This window comes from Amycolatopsis sacchari, assembly GCF_900114035.1.
GTDB lineage: Bacteria > Actinomycetota > Actinomycetes > Mycobacteriales > Pseudonocardiaceae > Amycolatopsis_E > Amycolatopsis_E sacchari.
Genome location: NZ_FORP01000004.1, coordinates 43,108 through 69,716 on the forward strand (window position 1 = coordinate 43,108; position 26,609 = coordinate 69,716).

The 26,609-nt window shown below is 72.5% G+C and carries 25 protein-coding genes; 7 read left to right on the forward strand and 18 right to left on the reverse strand.

The window, feature by feature from the left end; translation table 11 throughout:
* Positions 1-6 precede the first annotated feature (6 nt).
* Together BMZ92_RS08780 and BMZ92_RS08785 are read right to left on the reverse strand one after the other, a co-directional pair.
* Positions 7-756: an SDR family NAD(P)-dependent oxidoreductase gene (locus tag BMZ92_RS08780; protein ID WP_218153421.1), complete on the reverse strand. Its 750-nt coding sequence runs from the start codon at positions 754-756 to the stop codon at positions 7-9.
* Positions 753-2,126, reverse strand: coding sequence for an MFS transporter (locus tag BMZ92_RS08785; protein WP_091505265.1), 1,374 nt, complete (start codon positions 2,124-2,126; stop codon positions 753-755). The genes BMZ92_RS08780 and BMZ92_RS08785 overlap by 4 nt, the downstream gene beginning before the upstream one ends.
* A gap of 612 nt (positions 2,127-2,738) precedes the next feature.
* Here BMZ92_RS08785 and BMZ92_RS08790 point away from each other — a divergent pair.
* A complete protein-coding gene (locus BMZ92_RS08790) occupies positions 2,739-3,422 on the forward strand; it encodes an SDR family oxidoreductase (RefSeq protein WP_245782965.1) in 684 nt (227 codons plus the stop codon).
* A 38-nt stretch (positions 3,423-3,460) separates the two neighbouring features.
* On the opposite strand, the gene BMZ92_RS08795 is transcribed toward BMZ92_RS08790, so the two are convergent.
* From BMZ92_RS08795 to BMZ92_RS08835, 9 genes are all read right to left on the reverse strand, one after another.
* Positions 3,461-3,991, reverse strand: coding sequence for an NUDIX hydrolase (locus tag BMZ92_RS08795; RefSeq protein WP_177228604.1), 531 nt, complete (start codon positions 3,989-3,991; stop codon positions 3,461-3,463).
* Positions 3,992-4,012: 21 nt separating this feature from the next.
* The gene (locus BMZ92_RS08800) at positions 4,013-4,804 is read right to left on the reverse strand and encodes a polysaccharide deacetylase family protein (protein ID WP_091505267.1); all 792 of its coding nucleotides are present in this window, start codon (positions 4,802-4,804) and stop codon (positions 4,013-4,015) included.
* A 142-nt stretch (positions 4,805-4,946) separates the two neighbouring features.
* Entirely contained in the window at positions 4,947-5,720 is a 774-nt protein-coding gene (gene atpB / locus BMZ92_RS08805) for a F0F1 ATP synthase subunit A (protein ID WP_091505268.1), read from the reverse strand.
* Positions 5,721-5,781: 61 nt separating this feature from the next.
* Positions 5,782-6,153, reverse strand: coding sequence for an MmcQ/YjbR family DNA-binding protein (locus BMZ92_RS08810; protein ID WP_091505269.1), 372 nt, complete (start codon positions 6,151-6,153; stop codon positions 5,782-5,784).
* A gap of 9 nt (positions 6,154-6,162) precedes the next feature.
* Positions 6,163-7,623: a hypothetical protein gene (locus BMZ92_RS08815; RefSeq protein ID WP_143249823.1), complete on the reverse strand. Its 1,461-nt coding sequence runs from the start codon at positions 7,621-7,623 to the stop codon at positions 6,163-6,165.
* Positions 7,624-7,694: 71 nt separating this feature from the next.
* Entirely contained in the window at positions 7,695-8,873 is a 1,179-nt protein-coding gene (locus BMZ92_RS08820; RefSeq protein ID WP_091505271.1) for a glycoside hydrolase family 64 protein, read from the reverse strand.
* Between the two features lie 17 nt (positions 8,874-8,890).
* On the reverse strand, positions 8,891-10,366 hold the full coding sequence (locus tag BMZ92_RS08825) for a glycoside hydrolase family 18 protein (protein WP_091505272.1): 1,476 nt from the start codon (positions 10,364-10,366) through the stop codon (positions 8,891-8,893).
* 297 nt (positions 10,367-10,663) lie between these two features.
* Positions 10,664-11,995, reverse strand: a complete 1,332-nt coding sequence (locus BMZ92_RS08830; protein ID WP_091505273.1) for a sensor histidine kinase — start codon at positions 11,993-11,995, stop codon at positions 10,664-10,666.
* Positions 11,992-12,669 (reverse strand): response regulator transcription factor, encoded by a 678-nt coding sequence (locus BMZ92_RS08835; RefSeq protein WP_091505274.1) that lies wholly within the window; start codon positions 12,667-12,669, stop codon positions 11,992-11,994. Before BMZ92_RS08835 ends, BMZ92_RS08830 begins: the two co-directional genes overlap by 4 nt.
* 20 nt (positions 12,670-12,689) lie before the next feature.
* Here BMZ92_RS08835 and BMZ92_RS08840 point away from each other — a divergent pair, with 20 nt between their 5' ends.
* Positions 12,690-13,178, forward strand: coding sequence for a hypothetical protein (locus tag BMZ92_RS08840; protein WP_218153422.1), 489 nt, complete (start codon positions 12,690-12,692; stop codon positions 13,176-13,178).
* 18 nt (positions 13,179-13,196) lie between these two features.
* Here the strand turns inward: BMZ92_RS08840 and BMZ92_RS08845 are convergent, their stop codons facing one another.
* Positions 13,197-14,411, reverse strand: a complete 1,215-nt coding sequence (locus BMZ92_RS08845) for a chitinase (RefSeq protein ID WP_091505275.1) — start codon at positions 14,409-14,411, stop codon at positions 13,197-13,199.
* Positions 14,412-14,604: 193 nt separating this feature from the next.
* Between BMZ92_RS08845 and BMZ92_RS08850 the strand changes: the two genes are divergently transcribed.
* Both BMZ92_RS08850 and BMZ92_RS08855 read left to right on the forward strand, forming a co-directional pair.
* On the forward strand, positions 14,605-14,799 hold the full coding sequence (locus BMZ92_RS08850; protein ID WP_091505276.1) for a PspC domain-containing protein: 195 nt from the start codon (positions 14,605-14,607) through the stop codon (positions 14,797-14,799).
* Between the two features lie 20 nt (positions 14,800-14,819).
* Positions 14,820-15,371 carry a DNA-3-methyladenine glycosylase I gene (locus tag BMZ92_RS08855; protein WP_091505277.1) on the forward strand — a complete coding sequence of 184 codons (552 nt, stop codon included), beginning with the start codon at positions 14,820-14,822 and terminating at the stop codon, positions 15,369-15,371.
* Between the two features lie 3 nt (positions 15,372-15,374).
* Here BMZ92_RS08855 and BMZ92_RS08860 read toward each other — a convergent pair whose 3' ends face one another.
* Positions 15,375-16,667, reverse strand: coding sequence for an MFS transporter (locus BMZ92_RS08860; protein WP_091505278.1), 1,293 nt, complete (start codon positions 16,665-16,667; stop codon positions 15,375-15,377).
* 5 nt (positions 16,668-16,672) lie between these two features.
* Entirely contained in the window at positions 16,673-17,866 is a 1,194-nt protein-coding gene (locus tag BMZ92_RS08865; protein ID WP_091505279.1) for a Glu/Leu/Phe/Val dehydrogenase dimerization domain-containing protein, read from the reverse strand.
* Positions 17,867-17,999: 133 nt separating this feature from the next.
* Between BMZ92_RS08865 and BMZ92_RS08870 the strand changes: the two genes are divergently transcribed.
* The 3 genes from BMZ92_RS08870 to BMZ92_RS08880 all read left to right on the forward strand — a co-directional run bounded on the left by BMZ92_RS08870 (position 18,000) and on the right by BMZ92_RS08880 (position 22,441).
* Positions 18,000-18,923: a LysR family transcriptional regulator gene (locus BMZ92_RS08870; RefSeq protein ID WP_091505280.1), complete on the forward strand. Its 924-nt coding sequence runs from the start codon at positions 18,000-18,002 to the stop codon at positions 18,921-18,923.
* Positions 18,924-19,255: 332 nt separating this feature from the next.
* On the forward strand, positions 19,256-21,259 hold the full coding sequence (locus BMZ92_RS08875; RefSeq protein WP_091505281.1) for a S9 family peptidase: 2,004 nt from the start codon (positions 19,256-19,258) through the stop codon (positions 21,257-21,259).
* A gap of 288 nt (positions 21,260-21,547) precedes the next feature.
* Entirely contained in the window at positions 21,548-22,441 is an 894-nt protein-coding gene (locus BMZ92_RS08880; RefSeq protein ID WP_177228605.1) for a LysR family transcriptional regulator, read from the forward strand.
* Positions 22,442-22,453: 12 nt separating this feature from the next.
* Here the strand turns inward: BMZ92_RS08880 and BMZ92_RS08885 are convergent, their stop codons facing one another.
* Genes BMZ92_RS08885 through BMZ92_RS08900 form a run of 4 tightly spaced genes read right to left on the reverse strand, consistent with a single transcriptional unit; the run spans position 22,454 to position 26,567 of the window.
* Positions 22,454-22,972 (reverse strand): cupin domain-containing protein, encoded by a 519-nt coding sequence (locus tag BMZ92_RS08885; protein WP_091505283.1) that lies wholly within the window; start codon positions 22,970-22,972, stop codon positions 22,454-22,456.
* On the reverse strand, positions 22,969-23,916 hold the full coding sequence (locus tag BMZ92_RS08890; protein WP_091505284.1) for a fumarylacetoacetate hydrolase family protein: 948 nt from the start codon (positions 23,914-23,916) through the stop codon (positions 22,969-22,971). The genes BMZ92_RS08885 and BMZ92_RS08890 overlap by 4 nt, the downstream gene beginning before the upstream one ends.
* The gene (locus tag BMZ92_RS08895) at positions 23,897-25,255 is read right to left on the reverse strand and encodes an MFS transporter (protein ID WP_091505285.1); all 1,359 of its coding nucleotides are present in this window, start codon (positions 25,253-25,255) and stop codon (positions 23,897-23,899) included. The genes BMZ92_RS08890 and BMZ92_RS08895 overlap by 20 nt, the downstream gene beginning before the upstream one ends.
* A 13-nt stretch (positions 25,256-25,268) precedes the next feature.
* Positions 25,269-26,567: an amidohydrolase family protein gene (locus BMZ92_RS08900; RefSeq protein ID WP_177228606.1), complete on the reverse strand. Its 1,299-nt coding sequence runs from the start codon at positions 26,565-26,567 to the stop codon at positions 25,269-25,271.
* Positions 26,568-26,609: the final 42 nt, after the last annotated feature.

A 26,609-nucleotide genomic window follows, 5' to 3' on the forward strand; every position in this document is an offset into this window, starting at 1 on the left:
GCCACCTCAGTCGATGGTGTGGCCCCCATTGACCGTCACACGTTCGCCGTTGACGAACGACGCCGCGTCGGAAGCCAGGAACGACACGACCGCCGCGATCTCCTCGGGGCGGCCGAACCGGCCCAGCGGCACGTCGCCGGTGTACGCACGCCGTTCGTCCTCGCTGGTGCCGGCGTGCCGTTCGACCGGGATCCAGCCGGGTGCCACGAGGTTCACGGTGATGCCGTGCGGGCCCAGCTCACGCGCCCAGCTGCGGGTGAGGCCGTCCTGCGCGGCCTTCGCGGCGAGGTAGGCCGACATCCGCGGCAGCCCGCGCGCGACGATGTCCGAGCCGACCTGGACGATCCGGCCCCGGCCCGCGGCCTTCATCCCGGGCAGCACGGCCTGCAGCAACAGGGTCGGGCTCTTGACGAAGAACTCCAGCTGCGCCAGGTGCGCCTCCCACGTGAGGTCCTCGACGGGGATCTCCGGCTGCGGCCCGGTGGCGTTGGGCACGAGCACCGCGACGGGCCCCAGCACCGACTCCACGTCGGCGACGAGCCGCCGCACGCCGTCCTCGTCGGTCACGTCGGCGGCGAAGGCCTCCGCGGTGCCCCCGTCCGCGCGGATGCCGTCGACCACGCCCTTCGCGCCGTCGGCGTCGGAGCGGTAGTTGACCGCCACCGCCCAGCCGTCACCGGCCAGCTGCCGGGCGATCGCCGCCCCCAGCCCGCGTGAAGCCCCCGTCACGAGAGCCACGCCGCGTGATGCGCTCACCGAGCCTCCTGTGCCTGTTGGTCCGCGCCAGGAGCGACTCTACTGTTCACCGCCTCCAGCACCCGGCCCGTGGTGCGGGGACCGAACAACGCGACGTCGACCACCACCAGCACCATCGCGAGCGCGACGACCGTGAACAGCACCCCGGCGCCGGCGGAGTGCAGCAGGGGCAGCAGCACGAACGGCATGACCCCGCTGGCGAGCCTCGACAGCGCGTACGTGCCGCTCGTCGCCGTGCCGCGCAGGGCCGTCGGGAAGATCTCGGCCTGGTAGATGTGGAACGCGTTGGAGAAGAGGTTGCTCGCGGTGGTGTAGAGGAACCCGCAGACCACGATCAGCCACGCCGCCGTCGCGAGTCCGAACGCGACGCCGAACACCGCCATCAGCACCGCGGAGCCCAGCACGAGGAACTTGCGCTCGACCCGTTCGACGACCGGCAGCGAGAGCGCGGAGCCCACGGGGTAGCCGAGGTAGGTCAGCGCCGTGAACAGCAGCGACTGCACGACGGGGAAACCCTTGGCCACCAGCACGATCGGTGCCAGCGTGCCGAAGCCGTAGTAGCCGATCGTCTGCAGGACGTGGAAGACGGCCATCATCCCCGTGCGGCGGCGGTAGGGCGGCACGAACAGCTCCCGCAGCCGCCCGCTTTCCGTTGGTGCTACGGGGTTTTCGGTGGGTTCCGGCAGCTCGCCCGCGTCGCGCTCGAACCGCGCCACCACCTCCTCGGCCTCGCGTTTGCGGCCGACGGCTTCCAGCCAGCGCGGCGACTCCGGCAGTCCCGTGCGCAAGGCGAACACGATGACCGAGCCCAGCGCGCCGAGCACCAGCAGCCAGCGCCAGCCCTCGAACCCGAGCGGCGCGGCGGGTGTCAGCCAGCGGCCGAGGAAACCGGCGGCGGGCACCCCGAGGAACGCGATGGTGTAGGCCCAGGCGGTGTACCGGCCGCGGTGTTTCGGCGGCAGGAGGTCGCCGAGGTAGGTGTCCGACACCGGCGGCTCGGCGCCGATCCCCAGCCCGGCGAGGAACCGCGTCACGACGAGCATGGCCGGGCCCGTGCTGAACGCGCCGAGCAGCGAGAACAGGGAGTACGTGCCGAGGCTGAGCAGGAACGCGCGGCGGCGGCCCAGCCGGTCGGCGATCCGTCCGAAAAGGACGGCGCCGGCGAACATGCCGAGGAACGCCGAAGCCAGCAGCAGCGCGAGCGCCGATTTGGACAGGTGGAAGTGCTTTTCCAGCACGCTGCCCAGGACACCGGCGAGGAAGATCTCGTACAGGTCGAAGAACAACCCGAGCCCGATCGCGACGGTGGCGAGGCGGTGCCGTCGCGTGATCGGCAACCGGTCCATCCGCGCGGCGATCGTGCCTGCCATCGGCTGCCTCCCGTTCCGCTCCCACACCTCGGCGAGGGGAGCCTAACGGGACACGCGTGCGGACAGCAATTGCCTCACTGCGGGTGGGATTCGGGAGTGGCTTCCCGGCACGGAGGCGAGGGGGTTTGTGGCGGAGTGCGTGGCTGGCTCCCCGGCGCGGGGGCCCGCGGGCCGGAGCTCGCGAGTGGCTCGCGGCGCCGGGCAAGGGGCTTGTGGAGGGATGCGCGAGTGGCTCCCCGGCGCGGGGGCCAGTGAGTTCGTGCGCTGGGTTCGCCAATGGCTCCCCGGCGCGGAAGGCCAGGGAGCCCGCGCGGGCGGGACGCGCAAGTGGCTCCCGGCGCGGGGGGACAAGGGAGCCCGCGGCCGGGAGCCACCCGCCCGCCACGGCACCCCGAGGGGGAGTCCGAGCGCCGGGCGAGACCGGGGGTGCCGCATTTACCGGCACCGTCCCGTTGTGCCCCGTAGTCGCGGCCTCCGCGCCCGCCGTTACACCCACCTCTTTGTCCTGTTTGTCTGTTCTTTACTGTTCTGTGTGTAGCACTGCGCCCGGACTTCGCGACTACGAAGAGATGGCTTGTGACTGGAGGAGCGGTGGGGGCGGAACGAGACCCGGTGGCCGTGGTGGTGGGCGCGACCGGCGGGATCGGCAGCGCGGTCGCCACCGACCTGGCCGCACGCGGCTTCCGCGTGTGGCTCGCGAGCCGCGACGAGCACGCGCTCGTGGAACTGACCGGCAAGCTGCCGGGCGCCGCGGCGTGGCCGCTCGACCTGGCCGCCGGACCGCTGGTGCCGCCGTCCGGGCTGGTGGGCGTCGACGTGCTCGTGCACTGCGCGGGGGTGTTCGACGCGGGGCCGGTGGCCGAGACGTCCGCCGACCGGTGGCGGCACGTGTTCGCGGTGAACCTGTTCGGCGTGGTCGAAGTGACGCGGGCACTCCTGCCCGCGCTGCGGCGGGCGCGGGGCAGGGCGATCCTGGTGAACTCGACGGTCGTGCGCGGGGCCGCGGCGGGGCGTTCGGCGTACGCGGCGAGCAAGGAGGCGCTGCGGGTGTTCGCCGAAGCCCTGCACCAGGAGGAACTCGAAAACGGTGTCCGCGTGACGACGGTGTACCCCGGCCGCGTGGCGACCGGGATGCAGCGTGAGGTGCGTCAGCGCGAGGGCGGGCCGTATGAGCCCGAGCAGTACCTGGCCCCCGAGGCGGTCGCCGCCGCCGTGGCGTCGGTGGTGTCGTCTCCGGACGAAGCGCACGTCACGGAGCTGACGGTGCAGCCCGCTCGGGGGCGGTTCCCGCGCTGAGGCGGGCTGCTGGTCGGGGCGAGAAAGCGCTTTCCCGCTCACGCGCCCAGCAACCGCCGCACCCAGGAAAGCGCTTCCCGCACGTTCGCCTCCCCCGTGGCTTCGAGCGCCTCGTCGACCGGTAGCCAGCGCAGCGGCGCCTCCGGCTTTTCCGGGCGGATCGCCTCGGGCTGGGTTGTCGCCAGGACGAACCGGAGGTCTGCGTGCTCGTGCGCGGGTTCGGCGCCTTTCGCGGGCACCGGCACCACGGCCACCTGGAGCAGCGAGTCGTCCGGCCAGGGCGTCAAGTCGGGCAGGCCCGTCTCCTCGCGGCCCTCGCGCAGCGCGACGGCGAGCGGGTCCCGCTCCCCCGGGTCGCCGTGCCCGCCCACCTGCAGCCAAGCCTGCTGACGCTCGTGCCACCGCAGCAGCACCCGGCGGGTCGCGGGGTGCACGACGAACGCGGAGGCCGTGAGGTGCAGGGGGAGGTCCCGCCGCCACGGGTCGGGCTCGGCCGCCAGCAGCCGCCGGACTCGCGCCACGTCGTGGTCCTCGGCGCCGTACTGCGCCAACATCGCGGTGACCGTCATGGGCGCAGCCTAGGAGAAGGCCTAGCCCGGGAAGTCGAAGCGGTAGCCCTGCGCCGTGAACCACGGCAGCAGCTGGTTGAGCGCCTCGACGGTCTGCGCCCGCTTGCCCCCGCCGTCGTGCAGGAGGACGACCGTGCCCGGCTGCACCGCCCGCTGCACGGTCGCCACGATCTGCGCCGTCCCGGGCAACGTCCAGTCGCGGGAGTCGACGCTCCAGGAAAGCGGTTTCATGCCCTGCCGTGCCGCGACGGTGGTCAGCAGCTCCGACCAGTTCCCGCCCGGCGCGCGGAAGTACGGCACGGGCACGTCGCGGTCGGCGGCGACCTGGAGGTCCGACCAGCACCCCGCGATCTCGGCGGTGATCCGCTGCTCACTGCGCCGCGGCAGCTGCTCGTCGTGGCTGATCGTGTGGTCGCACAGGCGCATCCCCCGGTCGACCACGGCGCGCACCAGCTCGGGGTGGCGCGCGGCGTTCGTGCCGATCATGCAGAACGTCGCCACCGCACCCGCGCGGGTCAGGGCGTCGAGGATCTGCGGCGTGTAGACCGGGTCGGGACCGTCGTCGAACGTGAGGGCGACCGTGCGGCCCTGGCCGGCGGCGCTGCGCACGAGGCCCGCGGCGGGAGGCGGAGGCAGCTCCGTGGCAGGGGCGGGCGTGACCTGCGCGGCAGCGGCGGCGACGGGGGCAGGGGCGGCGGGTGCGCCCTCCGCGGAGGAGAACAGCGCCACGGCCGCCGTCGTGGCCAGGACGAGCGCGCTGAGCAGCACCGCCCACCGGTAGCAGTACGGCGGGCGCAGCACCCGGTAACGCAAGCCGCCACCTCCAGCCGGTCACGGAACGCAAGACGTCTTGTCGACTCGGGCTGCACGATAGGGTGACGTGGGCGAAAACCGGCGGAACCGCGCCGGTCTTTCGTAGCGTCGTGTCGCGGTTGCTCCGGATGGCCCACACGGTTCAGTGAGCAGCCAAGGCCCGTCCGATGTAGATCGCGCTCAGCGCGGCGAAGATGTAGGCCTGCACCACCTGGACCAGCGCCTCCAGGAACGTCGTGAGCACCGCGAAGGCGAACGCGACCACGGACACGGCCTTGCCGAGCCCGTTGCCGTGCAGCAGCAGGAACTCCCCGCCGAGGGTGAACGCGAGCAGCAGCAGGTGCCCGGCGAACATCGCGGCGAACACCCGGATGGCGAGCGTCAGCGGGTCCATGAAGAACCGCAGGAACGCCTCGATCGGCGTCAGCAGCGGGTACACGGCCTTCGGCACCCCAGCGGGGAACAGCTGGTTCTTCAGGTAGCCGCGCAGGCCGTGCCGCCGGATGCCGACGACCTGGCACAGCGGGAACACCACGAAGACCGCGAGCGCGACCGGAAAACCGATCCGCCCCATGGTCGGGAACTGCACGAGCGGGATCAGCCCGAAGATGTCGTTCACGAGCACGAAGGTGAACAACGCCAGGATCAGCGGCACGAACGGCCGGAAGTCGGCGCTGCCGATCTGGTCGCGCGCGATGCGCTCGCGGGCCAGGTCGTACACCCATTCGGCGGCGAACTGCAGCCGCCCGGGCACGAGCCGGGGCCTGCGGGTCGCCAGCAGGAAGAAACCGGCGATGATCACGACCGACAGCACCACCAGCACCATGGGCTTGGTGACGGGGCCGAAGAACGGTGGCAGGGCGAAGTCACCCGCGCCGGGTGCCTCGAAGGTCCCGGCCCGGAGCGAAATCCTCATCGATCTCCCCAGTTCTCCCGCCGCCACCGATCCTACTGGCCGCCGGGAGCCCGGAGGAACCTCATTTCCGGGCGAGGCCCACCCAGTGCAGCTTCTCCCGTTCCCGCTTCGGCAGGCCGGCCACGACGAGGTCGTAGGAGTCCTCGACGAGCTGGTGCACCAGCGGATCGGGCACCGAGCCGTCGAGTACGACGGTGTTCCAGTGCCGCTTGTTGAGGTGGTACCCGCCGGTGATCGCCGGGTACTGCAGGCGCAGCTGAACCGCGAAATCCGGGTCGCACTTCAGGCTCACCCGCAGGGGTTTCGCGCGCAACGGGCTCAGCGCGAACATCTTCCCCGCCACCTTGAACACGCTGTTGCGCTCGTCGAAGGGAAACTCCTCGCGCGCGCCGGGCAGGTCCAGGCACAGGCGCTTCAGCTCCGCAGGCTTCACCGCCCCACCCTAACCCGGTTTGCGCACCAGCCCGGTGAACCCGGCGACGAACAACGTGACGAAAGCCCACGCCAGCGCCTGCAGCACCCACGACGCGGCGACGAGGACCCCGCCCGCGCCCGCCGCGTCGAGCTGACAGCGCTGCTGCATGTCGGTCTTGACCAGCGGGGTGGCGGTGTTCAGCGCGAGCCCGACCTGCTCGACGAGCGTGCACCGCCCTGACTGTCCGATGTGGACAGCCAAACCCGCTGGTCCCGCGATTCCGGCGACGAGCAGCACCGACAACGCCACCACCCCGGCCCACCACACCAGCGCGACCGCGGGCCGGTAGCCGTAACCGACGGTGAGCCCGGCGACGCGGTGCCACAGCCTGCCGCCGGGCGGGAGGTGGCCGCGGCGCAGCAGGTCCCGTTGCCGCGCAAGGTGGATCCGGCGCACGTCCCGCTCGTTGCCCGCCGCGCGGTGCGCCTCGGCCAGCTGCAGGTACGGCTGGCTGGCGTAGTGCGAAGTCCGGTGCGCCAGCAGGTCCAGCCACTCCGCCAGCTCGGTCCGCCGCGGGACGCCGGTGTAGGTGAGGCCGTCGAGCTGCACGAGACCCGGGGTGAACGACGCGGGCAGCTGCACCGTGCCCGCGACGCGCACCTGCCCGAGGTTGAGCACCAGGTCACGCGGTTCCGCGGCGAACGCGTGCCCGTCCTCCCCCGCGAAGCGCCCGCCGATCTCGGCGCCCACCAGGCGCAGCGTGCCGTTCTCGTGCCTGCCTTCGGCGTGGAAACCCTGGTTGAGCATGAGGTTGCTGCGGGTGCACAGGTAGTCGCCGACGAGCGTCGGGCCGTCGGCGTTCACCAGCCACGCGCCGCCGAGGTTCAGCTGACCGCCGATGCGGGCGCCGGAGAGCCGGATGGTGCCGAGCGGGCCGCCGCCCTCGGCGCGGAACCCGCGGTTGAGGAACACGCCCGCACCCGTGACGAGGTTGTTGCCGTGGAAGGCCGGGGCCTCCGGGTGGGTGCTGATCAGGTGGGCGCCGGACACGTCGACCACCGACCCGACGCTCGCCCCGGCCAGGTTCAGCACGCCGTCGGCGGTTCCGGCGCGCAGCCGGGCACCCATGAGCAGCAGCGCCCGGTCGAAGCGGGCCTCCACCGCGACGACGTTGTTCCCCACCAGACCTGACAGGTCCACTGTGGACAGATGTGCGCCGGTGAGCAGGACCGGTTCACTCGTCCGGCAGTCGACCAGGTGCAGTGGCAGCCGGGTCTCGACCTCGCTGAGGTCCAGGCCGCCCCGCAGCTCCGCGTTGCGGAGCCGGATGCCCCGCGGATCGGGCTCGCCGCCGGGCCACGCGAACCCGCCGAGCAGCATCCGGCGGAGCAGCCCACCGCGGACGGGCTCGCCTCCGGCGTCGTACCACTCCCCCTTCACGACCGCTTCGGCGAGCGCGGTTTCGGCGGCGGTGAGCGTGTCTTCCACGGCGGGCACAGTAGCGGGAGGTCCCCCGGGGCCGCTCCGGGAGTCGGTCGGAGTGGCCCCGGAGGCTTCCCTCAGTGGAACGGGGCGAGTTCCACGGTGAAGGAAGTCGGTGCGGTGTCCTGGATGTAGGAGGCGAACCCGGCGACGTCGTCGAAGGCGAAGCCGTACGCCTTCCCGTCCGCGCTGTTCTCGTGCAGCAGGCGGGCGTAGTGGTTCGTCACGGACTCGCGGTAGAACGCCGCCGGGTCCGTGCCGGGCTGCGACGCGCTGCTCAGCAGGGTCGACCGGTTGAACCCGGCCGCCAGCACCGCCGCCACGGGCCCGGTGACGCCGTCGTTCGGCGCCGCGAGCGCCCCGTCGCAGAACAGCACGTCACGCGTGCTGGGCCTGGAGAAGGGCGCCACGCCCCCGTCGAACCGGAACAGGCCGTCGGACACCCGGCCGGTGCGGGTCCCGCCGTTCACCGACACCGTCAACGGGGTCGAGGCGTACTTCTGCCACACCGCGTCGATGTAGGGGTCGAAGTAGTTCGCCGGGAACAACCCGGCCTCGATCCCGTGCCCCGGCGCGATCACGCGCAGGTCGTCCACGACGAGCGACGCGAACTCGGGCACCTGGGCCAGGCCGCGGAAGATCGCGTCCCGCCCGCCCGGCACGAGGTGACCGGTGGTCTGCGTGCTCGCGCCGGTCAGCGTGATCGCCAGCGGGACGGCGAACATGTCGACCATCGTGGTGTTGCAGAACATCCCCGCGCTGTTGTGGGTGAACTCGACGAAGTCGTGCAGCACGCGGTAGCTCGGGTCGCTCGCGACCCAGCCCGCCGGGTACTGCAGCGCCGCGTTCCCCGCGCCGTCGGTGACGACCTTGAACCTCAGCTTGTCGCCGAGGGAGAAGTACACGCGGCCGGACATGTCCGCGGGGATGCTCAGCCGGGTGTCGCCGTCTGCCGCGAGCGGGATCGACAGGTCCGCGAACCCGTCGGAACCGTTGTCGGACAACGAAACCTGCTTCACGCTGCCGTCGGGCCGGACGAACACCTGCTTGCCGCTGGTGAGGTCCGTGCCGACGATGTAGCAGAAGATCTGGCTGTTGGCGAACCGGTAGGTGTGGTTGACGACGGTCATCGGCAGGGTCGCGCCGGCGGCCTGCGCGCCCCGGCCGGAGGTCTGCGCCGCGACCACGGCGGCACCGATCGGGGCGCCGACAAGTGCGACCGCCATGCCCTGGAGGAACGAACGTCGGGTGGGCATTTTTCCGCTCCACTCGCTCAGAAGGCCGCGAAGGCCCTGGTGAAGTCCAGCGGCTGCTGGGCGATGCTGCTGCAGGTGGCCTGCGCGAACCCGGCGGGGCCGCCGGGGCAGGGCTGGTCGCGGGTGGCCGACCACATGGCGAGCCACGCCAGCCCCTTGCCGCTCGCGAACTCCGCGAGCTGCTTCGCGTCGGCGACGGTGAACACCTCGGTCGCGACGTCGTTCACGCCGATCATCGGGGTGACGGCGACGTGGTGCCACGCGTCGGCGTCCGGCAGCCCGAGCACGGACTTGACCTGCGCCTGGGTGGCGGTGGCGGCGTCGATCGCGAACTGGCCCATGCGACCAGAGGGGTTCGGGGCGGCGCCGTCGCCGTAGTCCATGGCCATCACGTTGACCGCGTGCACGGTGACGCCGTTGGCCTTGGCGTTCTGCAGCAGGTTCACGCCATCCTGGGTGAGACCGCTGGGCAGCACGGGCAGGGTGAAGGACACGTCGAGCGTGCGGCCCGCGGCCGCGGCCTGCTGCTGCAGCTGGGCGATCGCCTGTGCGCGGCGGGTGTTGGCCGCGACGTCACCGAGCGCACCGCCCTCGATGTCGAAGTCCACCTTGGACAGTCCGTAGGTGCTGATCACCTTGCCGTAGGCGGAAGCCAGGGACGAGGCGTCGGTGCAGGCCTGCGCGAGCTCGATACCCGCGGCGCCACCGAAGGAGACGCGCACGTCACCGCCGAGCTCCCGCAGCCGCCCGATCTGCCCCGGCACGCCTTCGGTGTTCAGCTCGCTCACGCCGCCCCACTTCGGGGTGCAGCCGCCGCCGGAGAGCACGAACGCGAGCGTGAAGTCCTTGACGCCCGTGGCGTTCGCGGTCGAGATGAGGTCGTAGGGCGGGTACAGCGAGGTGTCGACGTAGGGCGCGAAGCGGCCGGACGCGTCGGTGGCCGGCTTGCTCGTGGTCGTGCTGGGCGTGGACCGCGTGGTGGTCGTCTTCGAGGTGGACGGTGCGGTCGTCGGCGCGCTGGAGGGGGCCGAGGTGGTCACAGGCGGCGAACTCGTCGTGGGGGTGCTGCCGGGGGTGGTGCAGTCGGCTCCGTTGATGCGGCACTCGGTGGGGTCGGCGCCCCCGCTCACGACGAAACCGACGTCGACGGAGCCGTCGGCGGGCAGCGTCGGCTGCCAGGCGGGCGGGGTGACCGTGACCTGCTGCCCGGACACCGTGTAGGACGCGTTCCACAGCGACGTGATCTTCGCGCCGGCGGGGAGGGTGAAGGTGAGCTTCCAGGCGCTGGGCCCGCCGCTGGGGTTGCTCACCTGGTACTGCGCCGAATAGCCGGTGCTCCAGTCGCCGGTCTTGACGTAGACCGCGCTCGGGCCCGCGGCGCTGGCCGTGCCGGGGATCGCGGCGAACGCGACTCCGCCCCCGATCGCGAGGGCCGCCGCGGCGCCGGAGAACAGCTGGCGCCGGCGGCGGTGCCGGCCTGGGTGGGACGACATCAGGGTGTTACCTCCTTGGGACGGGAACTGACGGCGGGGACGCTAATGCGGGCACGCGCTGTCAGAGCCGTTCCTCAGGGAGGGCGAAAGGTCTTTTAAGGCGGGGTTAAGGCAGGGGTCTGGGTCGCCCGCCGCCGGGGAGCCACGTGCGTGCACCCAGGGAACGGTGCCGGACCCCGGTCCGTCACCACGACAACCGTGGGATTCCCCGGGCACCGCATGTGCCCGCGAGGAGCGTTGTTCAGCGCGTCGACGAGATTCGGCGGTTCCGTGCCAGCACGCAAGCACCCCAACGCCTTACGAAACCCCCACCGCCGCGGGCGCCGTGCGCAACCTCAACCGGATGTCCGCTCCGCCGCGGGCCGTGCGGCCGATCGTCAGCTCGCCGCCGGTCGATTCGGCCACACGGCGGGCGATGTCCAGGCCCAGGCCCGTCGAACCGGCGCCGCCCGCGCCCTCGCCCCTGCGCAGCGCCGCCTCCGGGTCCGCGATGCCGGGACCCGAGTCGTAGACCCTGACCGTCACCGCGTAGTCCGTCCGGCGCACCTCCACCCCGAACGACACACCCTCGTCGGTGTGCCGGAAAACGTTGCCCAGCACGGCATCCAGCGCGGCGGCTAGGTCCGCCCTCGACACCGGCACCAGCGCGGGACGCCCCGTGCCGTCGACCCGCCAGCGGCGGCCCTGGTCCTCCGCGAGCGCCGACCAGAAGTCCGTCCGGTCGCGCACCACGTCGGCGGCGTCGCAGCCCAGGATCACCGTCTCGTCCTCGCCCCGGCCGCGGGCCGCGCGGATGAGGTGGTCCACCTCGTGCTCCAGCCGCGCCACCGCCTGCCGCGTCTGTTCCGCGGTTTCCGAATCGTCCAGCGCGGCGGTGTTGAGCCGCAACACGGTCAGGGGCGTGCGCAGCCGGTGGGACAGGTCCGCGGCCATTTCCCGTTCCGTCGCCAGCAACTGCCGCACGCGCTCGGCCATCGCGTTGAACGCCGCGGCCGCCTCCCGCAGCTCCGGCGGCGCGTCACGGTCCTCGTCGGGGGCTCGCGCCTGGAGGTTCCCCGCCCCGAGATCCCGCGCCGCCGCCGCGAGCCTGCGTGCCGCGCCGACGATCCGGGTGCCCAGCCGGTCCGCGACGAGCACCGAGATCACCACCAGCGCGGCCGCGACCCCGCTGAGCACGAGCCACGCCGTCGGCACCCCCGCCGACAACGCCGCCTCCGGGACGAACACCTCCACCAGCGCGATCCTGGCGTTGTCCACGGCGACCGGTTGCAGCAGCGCATACCCACCGGGCACCGGCACGGTGGCCGACCGCCCACCCGCCGCCGTCGCCGCGAGCTGCCCCGCGTCCGCGCGCGCCGTGCCGAGCGTGTCGAACACGCCCTCGGCGGTCGGCACGTGCACCGCGACCAGCCCCGCCGTGCCCGCCTTCGTGCTCGCCAAGGCCCGTTGCAGCGCACCGTGATCCGTGGTGATCGCCAGCGCCGGGCCGAGTTCCGCCGCCTGCCGCTCGGCCGAGCTGAACGCGCGGTCGTGCGCCGTCTCCTGCACCATCAGGCCCAGCGGCACCAGGAACGCCAGCGCCACCATCGTGGTCACGGCGACCGCCACCTTGGCCAGCGCCCACCTCACGGCGCCTCGATCTTCACGCCGACCCCCCGCACGGTGTGCAGGTAGCGGGGTTTCGCCGCCGTCTCCCCCAGTTTCCGGCGCAGCCACGACAGGTGCACGTCGATGGTCTGGTCCCCGCCGTAGGCCTGCTGCCACACCGCGGCGAGCAGTTCCCGGCGCGGCACCACGACCCCGGGCCGCGCCGCCAGGAACGCCAGCAGGTCGAACTCACGCCGCGTCAGCTCCAGCGGCCTGCCGTCGAGCGTGGCCTCGCGGCGGTGCGGGTCGACGACGAGCCCGCCGACGCGCAGCAGTGCCGGAGCCGCGCCCGCCGCCCCGGACCGCCGCAGCACGGCCGCGATCCGCGCGGTGAGGTGCTCGGGAGAAAACGGTTTCACGAGGTAGTCGTCGGCGCCGCTGTTGAGCAGCCGCACGATCCCGCTCTCGTCGTCGCGTGCCGTCGCGACGACCACCGGGACGTCCGTGACGGCCCGCAGCATCCGCAGCGCCTCCGCGCCGTCGAGGTCGGGCAGCCCCAGGTCGAGCACCACGAGATCGCAGCCGACCCGCGTCACCTCCTGCAGCGCGGGCAGCGCGGCACCGACGCTGCGCACCGCGTGCCCGGCGGCCGACAGGTGCCGGACGAGCGCGGCCCGCACCGAGGCATCGTCTTCCACCACGAGAACTGTCGCCATAGCGCGCTACCGTACGCAACGTGAGAGGTCGTACGCTGCTCCGCGTCGCCGCCTGGGCGGCGGCCACCGCACTGGGCATGGCGCTGTCGTGGTTCGGGGTGCACAGCGTGCTTTCCGCCGACGCCTCCGGTGACGCACCACAGGCGATCCCGGTCACCGCGCCCACGCCGTCGCCGACGCTCGCGCCGCCCACGAGCACCACTACCCGCTCCTCGTCACCACCACCACCGACGTCCTCCACCACACGCACGACGACGTTCACCCCACCCCCGGTCACCAGCAGCAGCGCCGCCGGTGACGTGCGCGCCTACCAGCTCACCGGCGGCCGCGTGGTGCTCGAACTCGGTGCCACGTCGGCGAAACTGGTGTCCGCCACCCCCGCGGAGGGGTGGCAGGTGCAGGCTTGGCAGGCCGACGGCTGGCTGCGGGTGGACTTCAGCCGCGACGGCACGACGTCCTCCTGCTTCGTCACGTGGAACGGCCATCCCCCGTCGGTCCAGACCACGTGACGAAGCAGGAAAGCGCTTTCAGCAGGCGCCGTTGTCGACCCAGACCCCGGCAGCGCCACCCGGGGTGTCACCGTAGGTCCACCAGCGGGCCGTCCACTTGTGTCCGTTGTAGGAAACGACGGCGCCGCCGTTGTACGCGGTGGTGGCACTCCACGCCGCGACCGCGCAGCTGCCCGGCGTCGTCGAGGTCGGCGGCGGCGTCGTGGGCGGCGTGGTGGTCACCGGCGGGGTCGCCCCGGCGAACCGGGCGGTGAACTTCGTGAAGTCCCAGTCGTTCTGCGTCACGTTGCTGCACACGCCGTTGTCGGTGGTCGTGGTGCAGGCGCGGTCGCGGTTGACGGACCAGAACGTGAACCGCCCCAGGCCGTGGCTCGTGGCGTAGTCGAGCACCGTCTGGAAGTCGGCCTGGGTGAAGTACTCCGACACGTCGGTCTTGCCGTTCATGCCCGAGAAACCCTCGTGCGCGTAGGCGGTGGCGCTGTCCCACCCGAGGTGGCTCATCAGCAGCGAGTGGAACGCCTCCAGCGCCGAGGTCTGGCTCGCGGCGCCGTTGAAACCACCGTCGAAGGGCATGATCGAGAAGTTGTTCGGCGTGAAGCCCAGGCTCTTCGACTTGTCCAGCAGCTGGGTCCCGAACCAGCCGGTGCCCGCGGCCGTGCCCGGCATGGTGACCGACACGAACAGGCCCGGGTTGTTGCGCTGCAGGATCTGCGCGGCGCCGAGCTCGTTGTTGATGGCCGCGTCGTTCTCGTACTCCGGCTCCTCCAGGTCGAAGTCGATCGCGCGCAGCCCGTAGCGGTCGATCACCTGCTGGTACGCGGCCGCGGTGGCGGCCGGGGTCGAGCAGGTCTGCCCGAGCTTGGTGCCGCCGTACCCGCCGACGGAGACCGAGACGTCCCCGCCCGCGCCTCGGATCCGGCTGATCACGTTCGCGACCGTCGTGTCGGAGGAGACGGCGGACGTGCCGTCCCACGTCGGGCTGCAGCCCCCGCCGTTCGGGGCGAGGATGAAGGCGAGCTGGAAGGCCTTCTGCCCCGTCGCGCTCATCACGGTCACCGGGTCGGGCGGGTTGTTGCTCTGCGGCATCAGGTAGGGCGCCGAGGCGTACCAGTTGCTGCTCAGCGCCGCGGCGCCGACGGCGGCCGAGGCGCCGGTGTGCGCGGCGAGGGTGAAGGCGGTGCCGGCCGCGACCGTGGCCGCGGCGAGCGCGGCGGCGATCCTGTGTCTACGCATTTTTCCTCCTGGGGGACGGGGAACGCGCTTCTCGTAATGTGGACTAGACCAATCTCGTCCGTCAACACTTTGGACTGGACCAGGCCGTGGTGCCTACTTCCGTCGGGATCCCGGCAAAGCAGGCGAAAAGTTCAGGGACCCCCTCCGGGGACTTCCCGATGCGGGACGGGCGGCGGGGCGGGATCGTGGAGGCATGCCGAACACGAAGACCCTGACCCGATCCCGCCACGACCGCGTGATCGCCGGCGTGTGCGCCGGCCTCGCCGACTGGCTGGGCTGGCGCCCCCGCACGGTGCGGCTGCTGTTCGTCCTGTCGTGCCTGCTGCCCGGCCCGCAGTTCCTGATCTACCTGCTGCTGTGGATCATCCTGCCGAAGGCGCCCCGCTGAACCCCTGTTAGCCTCGCGACGTGGGTCGTTGCGCCTGGGCCGAGGGCTCCGAACTGATGATCGCCTACCACGACACCGAATGGGGCCGCCCGGCGCACGACGACGGGTACCTGTTCGAGCTGCTGCTGCTCGAGGGCGCGCAGGCGGGGCTGTCGTGGTCCACGGTGCTGAACAAGCGCGAGAACTACCGCCGCGCGCTGGACGGGTTCGACTACACCCGCATCGCCCGCTACGGGCAGGCGAAGCTCGACGAGCTGCGCGCCGACGCCGGCATCGTCCGCAACCGCCTGAAGATCGAGTCCACGGTCCGCAACGCCAAGGCGTTCCTCGCCGTGCGCGAGGAGTTCGGCACCTTCGACGCGTACCTGTGGCAGTGGGTCGACGGCGTGCCGGTGGTGCACCGCCGCCGCGCCGGGGAACCGCTGCCCGCGAGCACGGAACTGTCCGACCGCCTCTCGAAGGACCTCAAGCGCCGCGGCTTCACGTTCGTCGGCACCACGATCGTCTACGCCTACCTGCAGGCGGTCGGCGTCGTCGACGACCACGTGGAAGGCTGCGTCGCGATCGCCTGAGCGTCACGACGCGCGGGTCCCGGCGGCCGCTCCTCCCGCGAGCACGAGCGCGAACACCACGTACGAGGCGAACAGCCCGCCGGTGCCGGGCGCCGAGCTTAGCGCGCCGCCCACCGCGCGGCCGAGCACCCCGCCGATGGCCTCCGCCGCGATGGCGGACGTGGCCAGTTCCGTAGGAGTGAGCCCGGTCGTCCCGGCCGTGGTGGCCATGACGTACAGGGCGGGGTAGGCGATCCCGACCCCGACGCCCGCCACGGTCCAGGACACCAGCGCGGCGGGGAACGACGGGGCCACGAGCAGCATCGCGGCCACGACACCGACCCCGGCCGCCGCGACCGCCAGCCCCGCCACCGGGAACGCCCCCTTGCCGTGGCGCCGCACCAGGCGCGGGATCAGCAGGCTCGTGACCGCCCACGCCAGCGGCGCCCCGCTCAGCACGATCGCCGCCTGTGCGAGCGGGGTGCCGTAGCCGTCCGTGAGCAGGACCGTGATGAGGCTGTCGGCGCCGAAGTAGCCGAAGGCGAACAACACCAGCGCGGCGACCGCCGCCGGAGTTCCCCGCCGCAATCGCCCGGCCCCGGGTGGCAGCAGCGCGCCGGCACCGGCGAACGCGACGGCCGCGCCCGCCAGCGTGACCGGCCAGCCGCCCGCGCCGAACGCGATCACCGTGGCACCGGCCGGGACGAGCAGGGCGCGCCCGACCGGCCGGGGCGGGCCCTGTGGCCGGGCGGACCGCAACGCCGCCCTGCCGACGAACAGGCGACCGAGGAGGACGACCGGCACCGGCGCGAGCAGCGTCCACCGCCAGCCCAGCCAGTGCTCGAGGGCGAGCGTCGCGGCGGGACCCACCAGCGCGGGCAGGATCCACATCGCCGAGGACGCCGCGACGACCCGCACCCGCAGGCGCTCGTCGAGGTGCTCGATCGCCGAGCTGATCCCGAACACGCCCAGGACCCCACCCGAGAACCCGGCGAGGAACTGTCCCAGCGCGAACAACTCCGCGCTCACGGCGGACGCGGCCACGCCCAGCCCGGCGAGGTAGCCGGCCAGCCCGGCGGTGAGCGTGAGCCGGGCGCCGAGCCGGTGCACGACCCGGCCCGCCAGCGGCAGCGCGACGAACAACCCGAGCGTCGTGCCCGCCGTCAGCAGGCCCAGCCGGTCGCGTGCGGACAGTCCGGCGGCGACGACCGGCAGCAGCGTCGACGCCACGAAACTGGTGACGGCGGCACCGAACTCCAGCGCGACGATGCCCACCGCCAGCGCGACCGCTCCCCTGGCGACCGGCTTCGACCCCATACCCGCTAGGGAATCACAACCTCCGTGTCCTCGCGGGCGAACGCCCAACCCCGCGCCGTCGCCCGCGGCGTCACGCCGTCGGTGATCCAGCGCTCCAGCAGCAACGCGACCTTCGCCCGCATCTCCGTGCGCAGGCGGCGGAACGAGTCCTCCGGGTCCGCGCCGACCTGGCCCAGCAGCAGCCACCACGCCCACGCCGCCGCGCCCGCGTTGGCCACGAAGTCCGGGATCACCGGGATGCCGCGCCCGGCGAGCATCGCCTCGGCCTCGGCGGTGGTGGCCGCGTTCGCCGCCTCGACGACGACCTTCGCCGCGACGTCCACCGTGTTGTCCGGCGTGATCGCGTACGAGATCGCCGCGGGCACGAGGATGTCCGCCTCGATCCCGACGACGGCGCCGCGCGGCAGCCGCCGCACGTCCTCCGGCACGCGGGACCGGTCGATCTCCCCGAAGGCGTCCCGCAGGTCCAGCAGCGACGGCACGTCCAGCCCGTCCGGGTGGTACAGGGTGCCCGCGGCGTCGGCGACCGCGACCACGCGCATCCCCGCCTCGTGCAGGTACCAGGCCGCGCCGCCGCCCATCGTGCCGATGCCCTGGATCGCCACCGTCGTCGTCTCCGGCGCCCAGCCCCATGCGCTCGCGGCCCCGAAACACGCCTGCGCCACGCCGTACCCGCCGATCACGTCGCCCAGCAGGCCGCCGGGCACGGGCGTGCCGAGACCGGCCCGGACGCGGCGCAGCGTGCGTTCCGGATCGGCCGAGCGGCTGATCGCCGCGTGGTAGGACTGCTGCAGACCGAGCCGGGCGAACACGTCGTCGATGAGGTGCTGCGGCACGCCCAGGTCCTCCGCGGTGACCCAGTGGTCGTCGAGCCAGGGCCGCATCGCGGCGCAGAACCGGGTCAGCACTTCCGTCGCACGCGGGTCCTTCGGGTCGAAGTCGATCCCGCCCTTCGCCCCGCCCACCGGCAGGTCGAACGCGGCCGTCTTCGCGGCCATGCCGCGGGCCAGGTCCTCGACCTCGCGCAGCGTGCAGCCCGCGCGCATCCGCGTGCCGCCCGTGGCAAGACCGGAAACCAGGGTGTGCACCACGAGGTACCCGTGTGCGCCGGTGACCGGGTCCGTCCACGTCAGCCGCAGCAGCGGCTCGGCCTCCCCCGCGGCGTCCCTGCCCCGCACCGGGTCCTGCATCGTGGTCATCCGACCTCCCCACTCACCGCCAGCAACATCAGCCAGGGTGCGGGCGGGGCCGGACCGGCGTCCAGTTAGGGATCGTGCACGGTTCCGTTCACGCTTCCTGCACAAGGGCACGGTGGCTTTTACGCTGGGACGCATGGAGCTTTCGCTGCACCGGTTACGGTTGCTCCGGGAGCTGCGCCGCCGCGGCACGGTCACCGCGGCCGCGGCCGCCCTGCACTACACGGCGTCGGCCGTCTCGCAGCAGCTCGCCCAGCTGGAGCGGGACGTGGGCGCCAAGCTCATCGAACGGCTCGGCAGGCGCGTGCAGCTGACGGAGCTGGGGATGCTGCTCACCGACCACGCCGAGGAGATCCTCAAGTCCGTCGAACGCGCGACGATGGCGCTCAAGGAGGCGCAGGAGGGTGTCACGGCGCGGCTGACGGCGGGTGTGTGGGCGTCGGTCGCGTCGGGGCTCCTGCCGTTCGCGCTGTCCGCGCTGGCCGCGGAGCACCCCGGGATCGAAGTGCGGACGAGGGAACTGGCGCCCGAGGACACGGCGGCCGCCGTGCGGGACGGGAGCCTGGACTTCTCGTTCGTCATCGAGTACTCCGACTACCCGATGCCGTGGGACCCGGCGCTGACGAAGGTCGTGATCGCCGTGGAGCGGATGCACGCCGCGGTGCCGGAGGGCTGGGTGCCCGCGGGCAGCGTGCGGATGATCGAGCTGGCCGAGCACCCGTGGGTACTGGCCGGCCCGCGCTCGCACTTCGGCCGGGCGGTGCGCCTCGCGTGCCAGCGGCACGGGTTCGAGCCCCGGATCGAGCACGAGGTCGGCGAGCAGGCGACGGCGCTGGCGATGGTGGGCGCGGGGCTGGGCGTGACGCTGGTGTCGGACCTGGGGTTGTCGCTGCGCCCGGCGGGGGTGGACATCGTCGCGCTGACCGAACCGGTGATGCGCACGGTGTCGATCGCCCACCGCACGTCCAGCGCGAACCGGCCCTCACTGCAACTGGTGATCGAAGCGGTCCGCGCCGCCGCCGCGGAGCAGGGCCTCGGGGCAGCGGCTCCGTTGCCCTAGCTTCGGGCGAAAAAGGCGGTTTTTCCCACCAAAGCAACTGGCACCGCCGCGGGTTCTGAGGGGCTTCCTCGCGAGGACAGCGCCTCCGTGGTGGGAGGCACAGCCGCGGAGCGTCCGTGAGGGGTGGTGGTCGGGCTGGCGGGCGGGGGGTCATGAGGAGGCGATCCCGGAGCCGAGAACACCGCGGCGCGCAGCGCCTCCGCCGGGGGTGGTGGTCGGGCCGGCGGGCGGGCCTCAGGTTCCGCCACCCGCACCGCCAAGCAGGCTTTCCGACACAGTTATCCACCGAAAACAGGTCACGGAGTGTCGGGGGTAGGTGGTAGGAAGGCTGGGTGACTTCCGACGACCCCTTCGCCGACCTCGATGGCTACGTCGCGCTCCCCCGCGCCGCCGGGCTCGCCCTCTCGCCCGACGGGCGGCGCCTGGTGGTGGGCGTGTCCACGCTCGACGCCAAGAAGACCAGGTACGTCTCCGCGTTGTGGGAGGTCGATCCCACCGGCGAGCGCCCCGCCCGGCGGCTGACGCGCAGCAAGGAGGGTGAGTCCGGCGCGGTGTTCACGCCGGAGGGCGACCTGCTGTTCGTGTCGTCGCGCCCGCTGCCCGACGCCGAGGAGGAGGACACCCCGCCTTCGCTGTGGCGGCTGCCCGCGGGTGGCGGCGAACCGGAGCGGCTCGCCTCGCCGCCTGGTGGTGTGCAGGGCGTTGCCGTCGCCCGTGAGGCGGGCACGGTCCTGGCGGGTACGGCCATGCTGCCCTCGGCGGCGGACGCCGAGCAGGACCGGAAGCTGCGTGCCGAACGCAAGGAGGGCAAGGTTTCCGCGATCCTCCACGAGGAGTACCCGGTCCGGTACTGGGACCACGACCTCGGCCCGGCGCGGCCCCGGCTGCTGGCCGGGCAGCCCGGCGAGGAGCTGCGGGACATCACGGGGCACGTCGGCCGCGCGCTCGACTTCGAGGTCAGCTGGGACATCTCGCCCGACGGCCGCACGGTCGCCACGATCTGGCAGGTCGCCGAGCCCGGTGGGTCGCAGCGGGAAACGCTCGTGGCCATCGATGTGGCGAGCGGGGAGCGGCGCGTGCTGGCCGACGACCCCGAACTGGAGTACAGCACGCCCCGGTTCTCGCCGGACGGCTCGCAGCTCGCGGTGATCGTGACCGAGCGGTCCCAGGCGACGAAGATCGGCGACAGCTGGCTGGCGTTGCTGCCCGTGGACGGCGGTCAGCCCCGGGCGCTGACGGCGTCGTGGGACCGCTGGCCGGGCGGGGCGCGGTGGCTGCCGGACGGCAGCGCGCTCGTCGTCATCGCGGACGACCAGGGCAACGCACCGTTGTGGCGCGTGGACGCGACGTCCGGCGAGGTGACGCGGCTGACGGACCGCGGCGCGTTCACCGACGTGCAGATCTCCCCCGACGGGCAGTGGGTGTACGCGCTGCGGTCCTTTGTGGACAGTCCACCCGCGCCGTACCGGATCGCGCTCGACGGCGGTGTCGTCGAGCCGCTGCCGGGCCCGGTGCCCGAGGTGGCGCTGCCGGGGCACGTCGAGGAGGTCACGGCGACCGCGGCGGACGGGGCACCGCTGCGGGCGTGGCTCGCGCTGCCGGAAGGGGCGTCGGCGGAGCAGCCCGCGCCGCTGCTGCTGTGGATCCACGGTGGTCCGATCGGGTCGTGGAACGCCTGGCAGTGGCGGTGGAACCCGTGGCTCGCGGTCGCGCGGGGTTACGCGGTCCTGTTGCCCGACCCGGCGATTTCCGTGGGGTACGGCCTCGACTTCGTCCAGCGCGGCTGGGGTGACTGGGGCGGCGCGCCGTACACCGACCTGATGACGATCACGGACGCGACCGTCGAGCGTGCCGACATCGACGAGTCCCGCACGGCCGCGATGGGTGGTTCGTACGGTGGGTACATGGCGAACTGGGTGGCCGGCCACACCGACCGGTTCAAGGCGATCGTGACGCACGCTTCGGTGTGGGCGATGGACCAGTTCGGCCCGACGACGGACGGCGCGTACTACATAGCGCGGGAGATGAGCCCGGAGTCGGCGGCCCGGAACTCGCCCCACGCGCTCGCGGACCGCATCAGCACGCCGATGCTCGTCATCCACGGGGACAAGGACTACCGCGTCCCGATCGGCGAGGGGCTGCGCCTGTGGTGGGACCTGGTGTCCCGCTCGACGGCACCCGACGGCTCCACCCCGCACAAGTTCCTGTACTTCCCGGACGAGAACCACTGGATCCTGACGCCGAACCACGTCAAGGTCTGGTACAGCACGGTGCTGGCCTTCCTGGCCCACCACGTCCTCGGCCAGGAGTGGGTGAGGCCCGAGATCCTCGGCTGAACCCGGCACCAGGCGCTGAGTGGACCGCCCTCGATGGAGGGTGGTCCACTCAGCGCCCCTGGCAGACGAGGGATGCCGCCGGAGACGACCCGCCGGGTGGGGCGACCGCGGCGGCGCCAGGCCCACCAGCTCATCGAGGATCGCCCGCAGCCCGTCCCGCGCCTCAAGCGACCCGGCCCGGCGCCTCCGCCGCACCCTGCGTCCCGGCTCACGCCGCGCTCTGGACACCCTCGTTGTCCGAATGCGACAGTGGGCCGGGGCACCAGAGTGCGAACCGGAGGTGGCGGGATGGAACTCCGGCAGATCCAGTACTTCACGGTCATCGTGCGGGAGGGCAGCTTCAGCCGGGCCGCACTAAAGCTGCACATCGGCCAGCCCGCGCTGAGCAAGCAGATCAAGGCGCTCGAACGCGAGCTGGGCGTGGACCTGCTGGTGCGGCTGCCCGAGGGCGTCCGGCCGACTCCCGCGGGCAGCCGTCTCGACGAGCTGGCCGCCACGCTCCTCGGCTACGTCGACGACATCGGCCCCGCTGTCCGGGAAGCGGCCGCGGCGCCCGCCGGGACGGTCCGGCTCGGCCTCTCCCCCTCCCTGGTGCCCGCGCTGGCCGGGCACCTGGAACAGCGGTTCGCCGCCGGGTTCCCGCACACCAAGCTGGAAATCGTCGAGGCGCTGCCCATGTTCCTCGCGGACTGGCTGGCGGAAGACCGGCTCTACCTCGGCGTCTTCACGCTGTCCTCGTACGCGACCCGGCAGTTGTCGCTCGTGGACGTCGGATCGGACGAGATGCTGCTCGCCGGGACGCCGGCCGCGCTCGCCGGCATCGGCGAACACGCGACCCCGGACGCGGTGCGGTCGCGACGGCTCGCGCTGACACCCGGATTCCGCGAACTCCTGGCCGGCAGGCCGGAGTTCGCGTCCCTCGCGCGGCAGGGCGGATCCGGGATCGACTCCCTCCACCTGGTGCGGGATCTCGTGCTGCGCGGCGAATACTGCTCGGTGCTGCCGTACACGTTCCTCCGCGCGGACCTCGAAAGCGGTGCCCTGTCTGCGGTGGGGTTTTCCCCTGTCCTGGAACGGGAACTCGTCGCCGCGACCCGGGCGGGACGGCGGCTCTCGCCCGCCGTCCGGTCCGTCGTGGAGCTGGTCCGGAGCCGGCTCGCCGAGTTCCGCCGCCCAGGCTGACCACGTGACCGGTCAGTCCGGCGGCATGGGTGACAGCTGCCCGCCGAACACCGACAGGTCCTCGCGCAGGACGGTGTCGCCGATCCGCACCGGCAGCGCGTCCATCAGCACGAACAGGACCCGGACCGGCTCCTCGCCGCGCGGGACCCAGGAGTGCGAGGTGCCCCGCTGGACCAGCACGTCGCCGGCTTCGAGCCGTTCGACCACCTCACCGCTGTCGAGGACCATGTCGAGCTGCCCGGACAGCACCACCGCGACGTCCTGCGTCTCGGTGCGGTGCATGTTCGGCCGCTGCGGTTCCCCCGGCGCGAACTCCGCCATCCGGAACAGCACCCGGGAGCCCTTCGGGCCGGGGGCACCGTCGTCGAAGCCCTCTTCGTCGTTGCTCGCGGGGAACCGGCCCGTGCACCAGAACACCCGTGCCTCGTAGCCGGGCAGACGCGGCTCCGAGGTGACCACCTCGTCCGAACGGAGCACGGCCTTCCCGTCGGCGGAGTGGCCGGTCACGACCCGGCGGAAGCGGAACGTCATCGGACCACCCCGGCCGGGCGCAGCGGGAGGACACCCGTCCCCTCCGTCACGGTCTGCCGGGTCTCCCCCAGCCCCTCGCCACACAGGCTCACCACGTCACCCGGCCGCAGCCAGCCGGTGAAGTCCGCCAGTGCCGGGGTGTCGACGTGTTCGAGCAGGCAGCCGCGTGGCACGGTGCCGGACCCGATCACCGCACCGGGCAGGAGATCGGTCCCGCGTGACGCGTACGCGAGGAGCTCACCAAAGGTCCAGTCCATTTGGTCGAGGCTGCCGCGGGTCAGCTCCTCGCCGTTGACGGTCGCCGACAGCGTGATGGCGAGCCTCCCGTCCCGGCGGTACGGCTCCAGTTCGTCGACCGTGACCAGTGCGGGCCCGAGCGTGATCGCGCAGTCCTTCCCCTTCGCCTGGCCGATGCCCTGCGCCAGGTCCACGAGCTGGTGGTCCCTGGCGGTCCAGTCGTTGAAGAGCGTGTAGCCGGCGATGTGCTCCTCCGCCCGGTCCGGGTGCAGGTCCCGGCCACCGCGGCCGAGCACCGCCCCGACCTCCAGCTCCAGGTCGAACATCGCCGATCCCGGAGCGACCGGGACGTCCTCGTACGGGCCGACGATCGCGTCCCGGTTGGCGAAGTAGAACGCCGGGCTGTGCGACCACGCCGGGTCCAGCGCGCCGTCCCTGCCGAGCACGCGGTAGCAGTTGCGGAGGTGCTCGAGGAAGCCCACGCCGTCCCGCACCGACTGCGGGCGGCGCAACGGGGCGAGCAGGGTGACCTCCGCCAGGCCGCGGACCTCCGCGGGCGCGCGGCGGGCGTCTTCCCCGGCTTCGGCGAGGTTCCCGCTTTCCAGCAGCGCCTCCAGGGTGGTCCCGGCCGCGAGCCCGCGCACGGACTCCCCGTCGATCACCCCTGTACGGACCCCGTCGCCGGCGTCATAGCTGACCCATTTCAAGGTTGTCCTCCTCCAGTTTCCGTTCGGGCCGGGCACCCCGGCCGAGGTAGGTGCGGAGCCCTCCGACGACGAGGGCGGCGGCGACGGTCAGCGCGCACGCGGCGAGCACGACGTACATCGGGGCGCCGGTGCCGACGGTCGCCACCAGCCACACCAGGATCAGGTTCAGGAAGCCGCCGAGGAGCGCGATGACGATGTTGTAGGGCACCGAGTAGCCCGTCTGCCGCACCTCGGTCGGGAAGATCGCCGAGACGAGGCTCGGCACGGCGGCCGGCAGCCCGGCCGCCGTCATCGCCGCGGGCAGCTGGAGCCACACCGCCAGTGCGGATCCGGCCGGCAGCCCGGGCAGGACGACCAGCAGCACCGCGGTGGTCGCCGCGGCCGACAGGCCGGCCCACAGCAGCATCCGGCGCCACCCGTACCGGTCCGCGAAGCGGCCCCACAGCGGCATCGCCGCCATCGCGCCCGCGATCGTCAGCAGGCTGGCCGCCAGCGCCGCCGTCGCTGAGTAGCCGAGTGCGCTCTGCAGGTAGGTCGGCCAGTAGTTGAAGTACGTGACGTTCACCAGCGTCAGCGCGATCGCGACGAGGACGGCGAACAACACGGCCGGGCGGTGGTTCCGGAGCACCGCCCGGATCGGCGCCGCCGGGCGTGGCGTGCCCTGCGCTCGCTCGCGGACGAACTCGGGCGTCTCGTCGAGCCGGCGGCGCAGGTAGAGCGACACGAACCCGAGGAGACCGCCGAGGAGGAAGGGGAGGCGCCAGCCGAGCGACGGGGTGCCCGGGGCCAGGTGCGTCACCACCAGCCCGGAGAGGAACCCGGCCCCCGCGCCGAGCAGGAAACCGCTGTACGCCGTCATCTGCTGGAACGCGCCCGCCCGCGCCACTCCCCCTGGCGGGGCGTGTTCGCTGACGAAGACCGCGGCGGCCGGGACCTCGCCGCCGACCGCACAGCCCTGGGCGAGCCTCAGCAGCAGGAGCAGCACCGGGGCAGGCCAGCCCACCTGGTCGTACGTGGGCAGGACGCCGATCAGCAGGGTGGACACCGACATCACCGCGACGGTGAAGATGAACAGCCGTTTCCGGCCCACCCGGTCGGCCACCCGCGCGATGAGGATGCCGGCCACCGGCCGGACCAGCAGCCCGGTCGAGTAGATGGCGAGGGTCTGGACGAGCCTCATCGTCGGCGACAGGTCCGCCGGGAAGAACGCCCGGCCGATCAGGGTGGCGACGTAGAGGTAGGCGACGAAGTCGTAGTACTCGAGTGCCGCGCCCAGCGAGCCGAGGCGGACGTTCCGCCTGGCCCGCCGGACCGCTTCGGGCGAAGGTGCCTGCGTCATGGCAAGACCATCCTTAGTCCTCGAAATCGATGGAGGCGTAGGGCCAGCCGACGGCGGCGGTCAGGTGGTCGTGTGACTCCTGTATGCGGCGCAGGGCCCGCTCCAGGTCGACGCCGAGCAGCCGCCCCTCCCACTTCACGAAGCGGCCGTCGACCAGGACGGCGTCCACGGAGTCCACCCCGGCGCCCTGGACCACCGAGGCGAGGACGTTGTTCCGGGGGAACAGGTGGGGCCGGACGGTGTCGATCAGGATGATGTCGGCCTTCTTGCCCGGCGTCAGCGAGCCGGCCAGGTCGCCGACACCGCAGTTGTTCGCGCCCTGCTGCGTCGCGGAGAGCAGGATCTCCCGCAGCGACGCCGCCGGTGTTCCGGAGCGGTGCTGGTCGACCCGCTGCAGCTGGTGGAGCGCCCGCATCTCGGCGAACATGTCGATCGCGTAGGTCATCGGGTTGTCGTTGCTCAGGCCGGGCCGCAGCCCCTGCTCGACCCACTCGCGGTAGGGGATCCGGCCGTAGCGGAACTGCGATTCGATCCGGGGGCAGACGTTGACGTGGGCGCCGTGGTCCACGACGATCCGCCGTTGTTCCGGCGACAGGAAGTTGCCGTGGTTGATCGCTTCCCGCCCGTCGAACGACCCGTTTCCGTACAGCGCGGCGAGGTCCTGCTTTTCGATTCCGCTGTCGAAGGAAAACCACAAATCGAGCTCCTCGCGAACGGGGAGGAGTTCGGTGAGGTCGTCGAATCCCGGCGCGTACAGACGCATCGTGCACAACTGGTCGTCGCCGGGAAAATACTTGTCCCGCAGGCGCCGGGCGTCCGCCGGGAAGGTCCCCGCCCAGTCTCCGGCGCGCGGGCGGCCCATCGCGTGCACACCCCGCACCCCCGACTCGAACAGCGCCTCGACCGCCGCGTCCGAGTGCTCGGGCGAGCGGGCGTTGTGCATGTTGTCCACGACGGTGGTGATGCCGCCGTTGAGCGCGGCCAGCAGGCTGCTCAGGGTGCCCGCGTGGACGTCCTCCGGCCGGAAGGCGGGCGCGAACAGGCGATGGGCCGCGTACATGTAGCTGCGGCCGGATTCGGGTGCCCCGCCAATGGCGTCCTCAGTGGACTGCGGGATGTTCTCCGGGATGATCCGGCCGAGCGCCCCTTCCCAGCAGTGGATGTGCGGATCGCAGAAGCCCGGCAGGACGATGTGGCCGCTCGCGTCGACGACCACGGCGTCCGGCGCGGAGATCGAGGCGCCGACCTCCGCGATCCGGTCACCGGCGATCAGGACGTCACCCGTGGCGAAGTCGCCCACCGCGCTGTCCATCGACAACACGGATCCCCCGCGGAGGAGGATCCGCTGGGAACG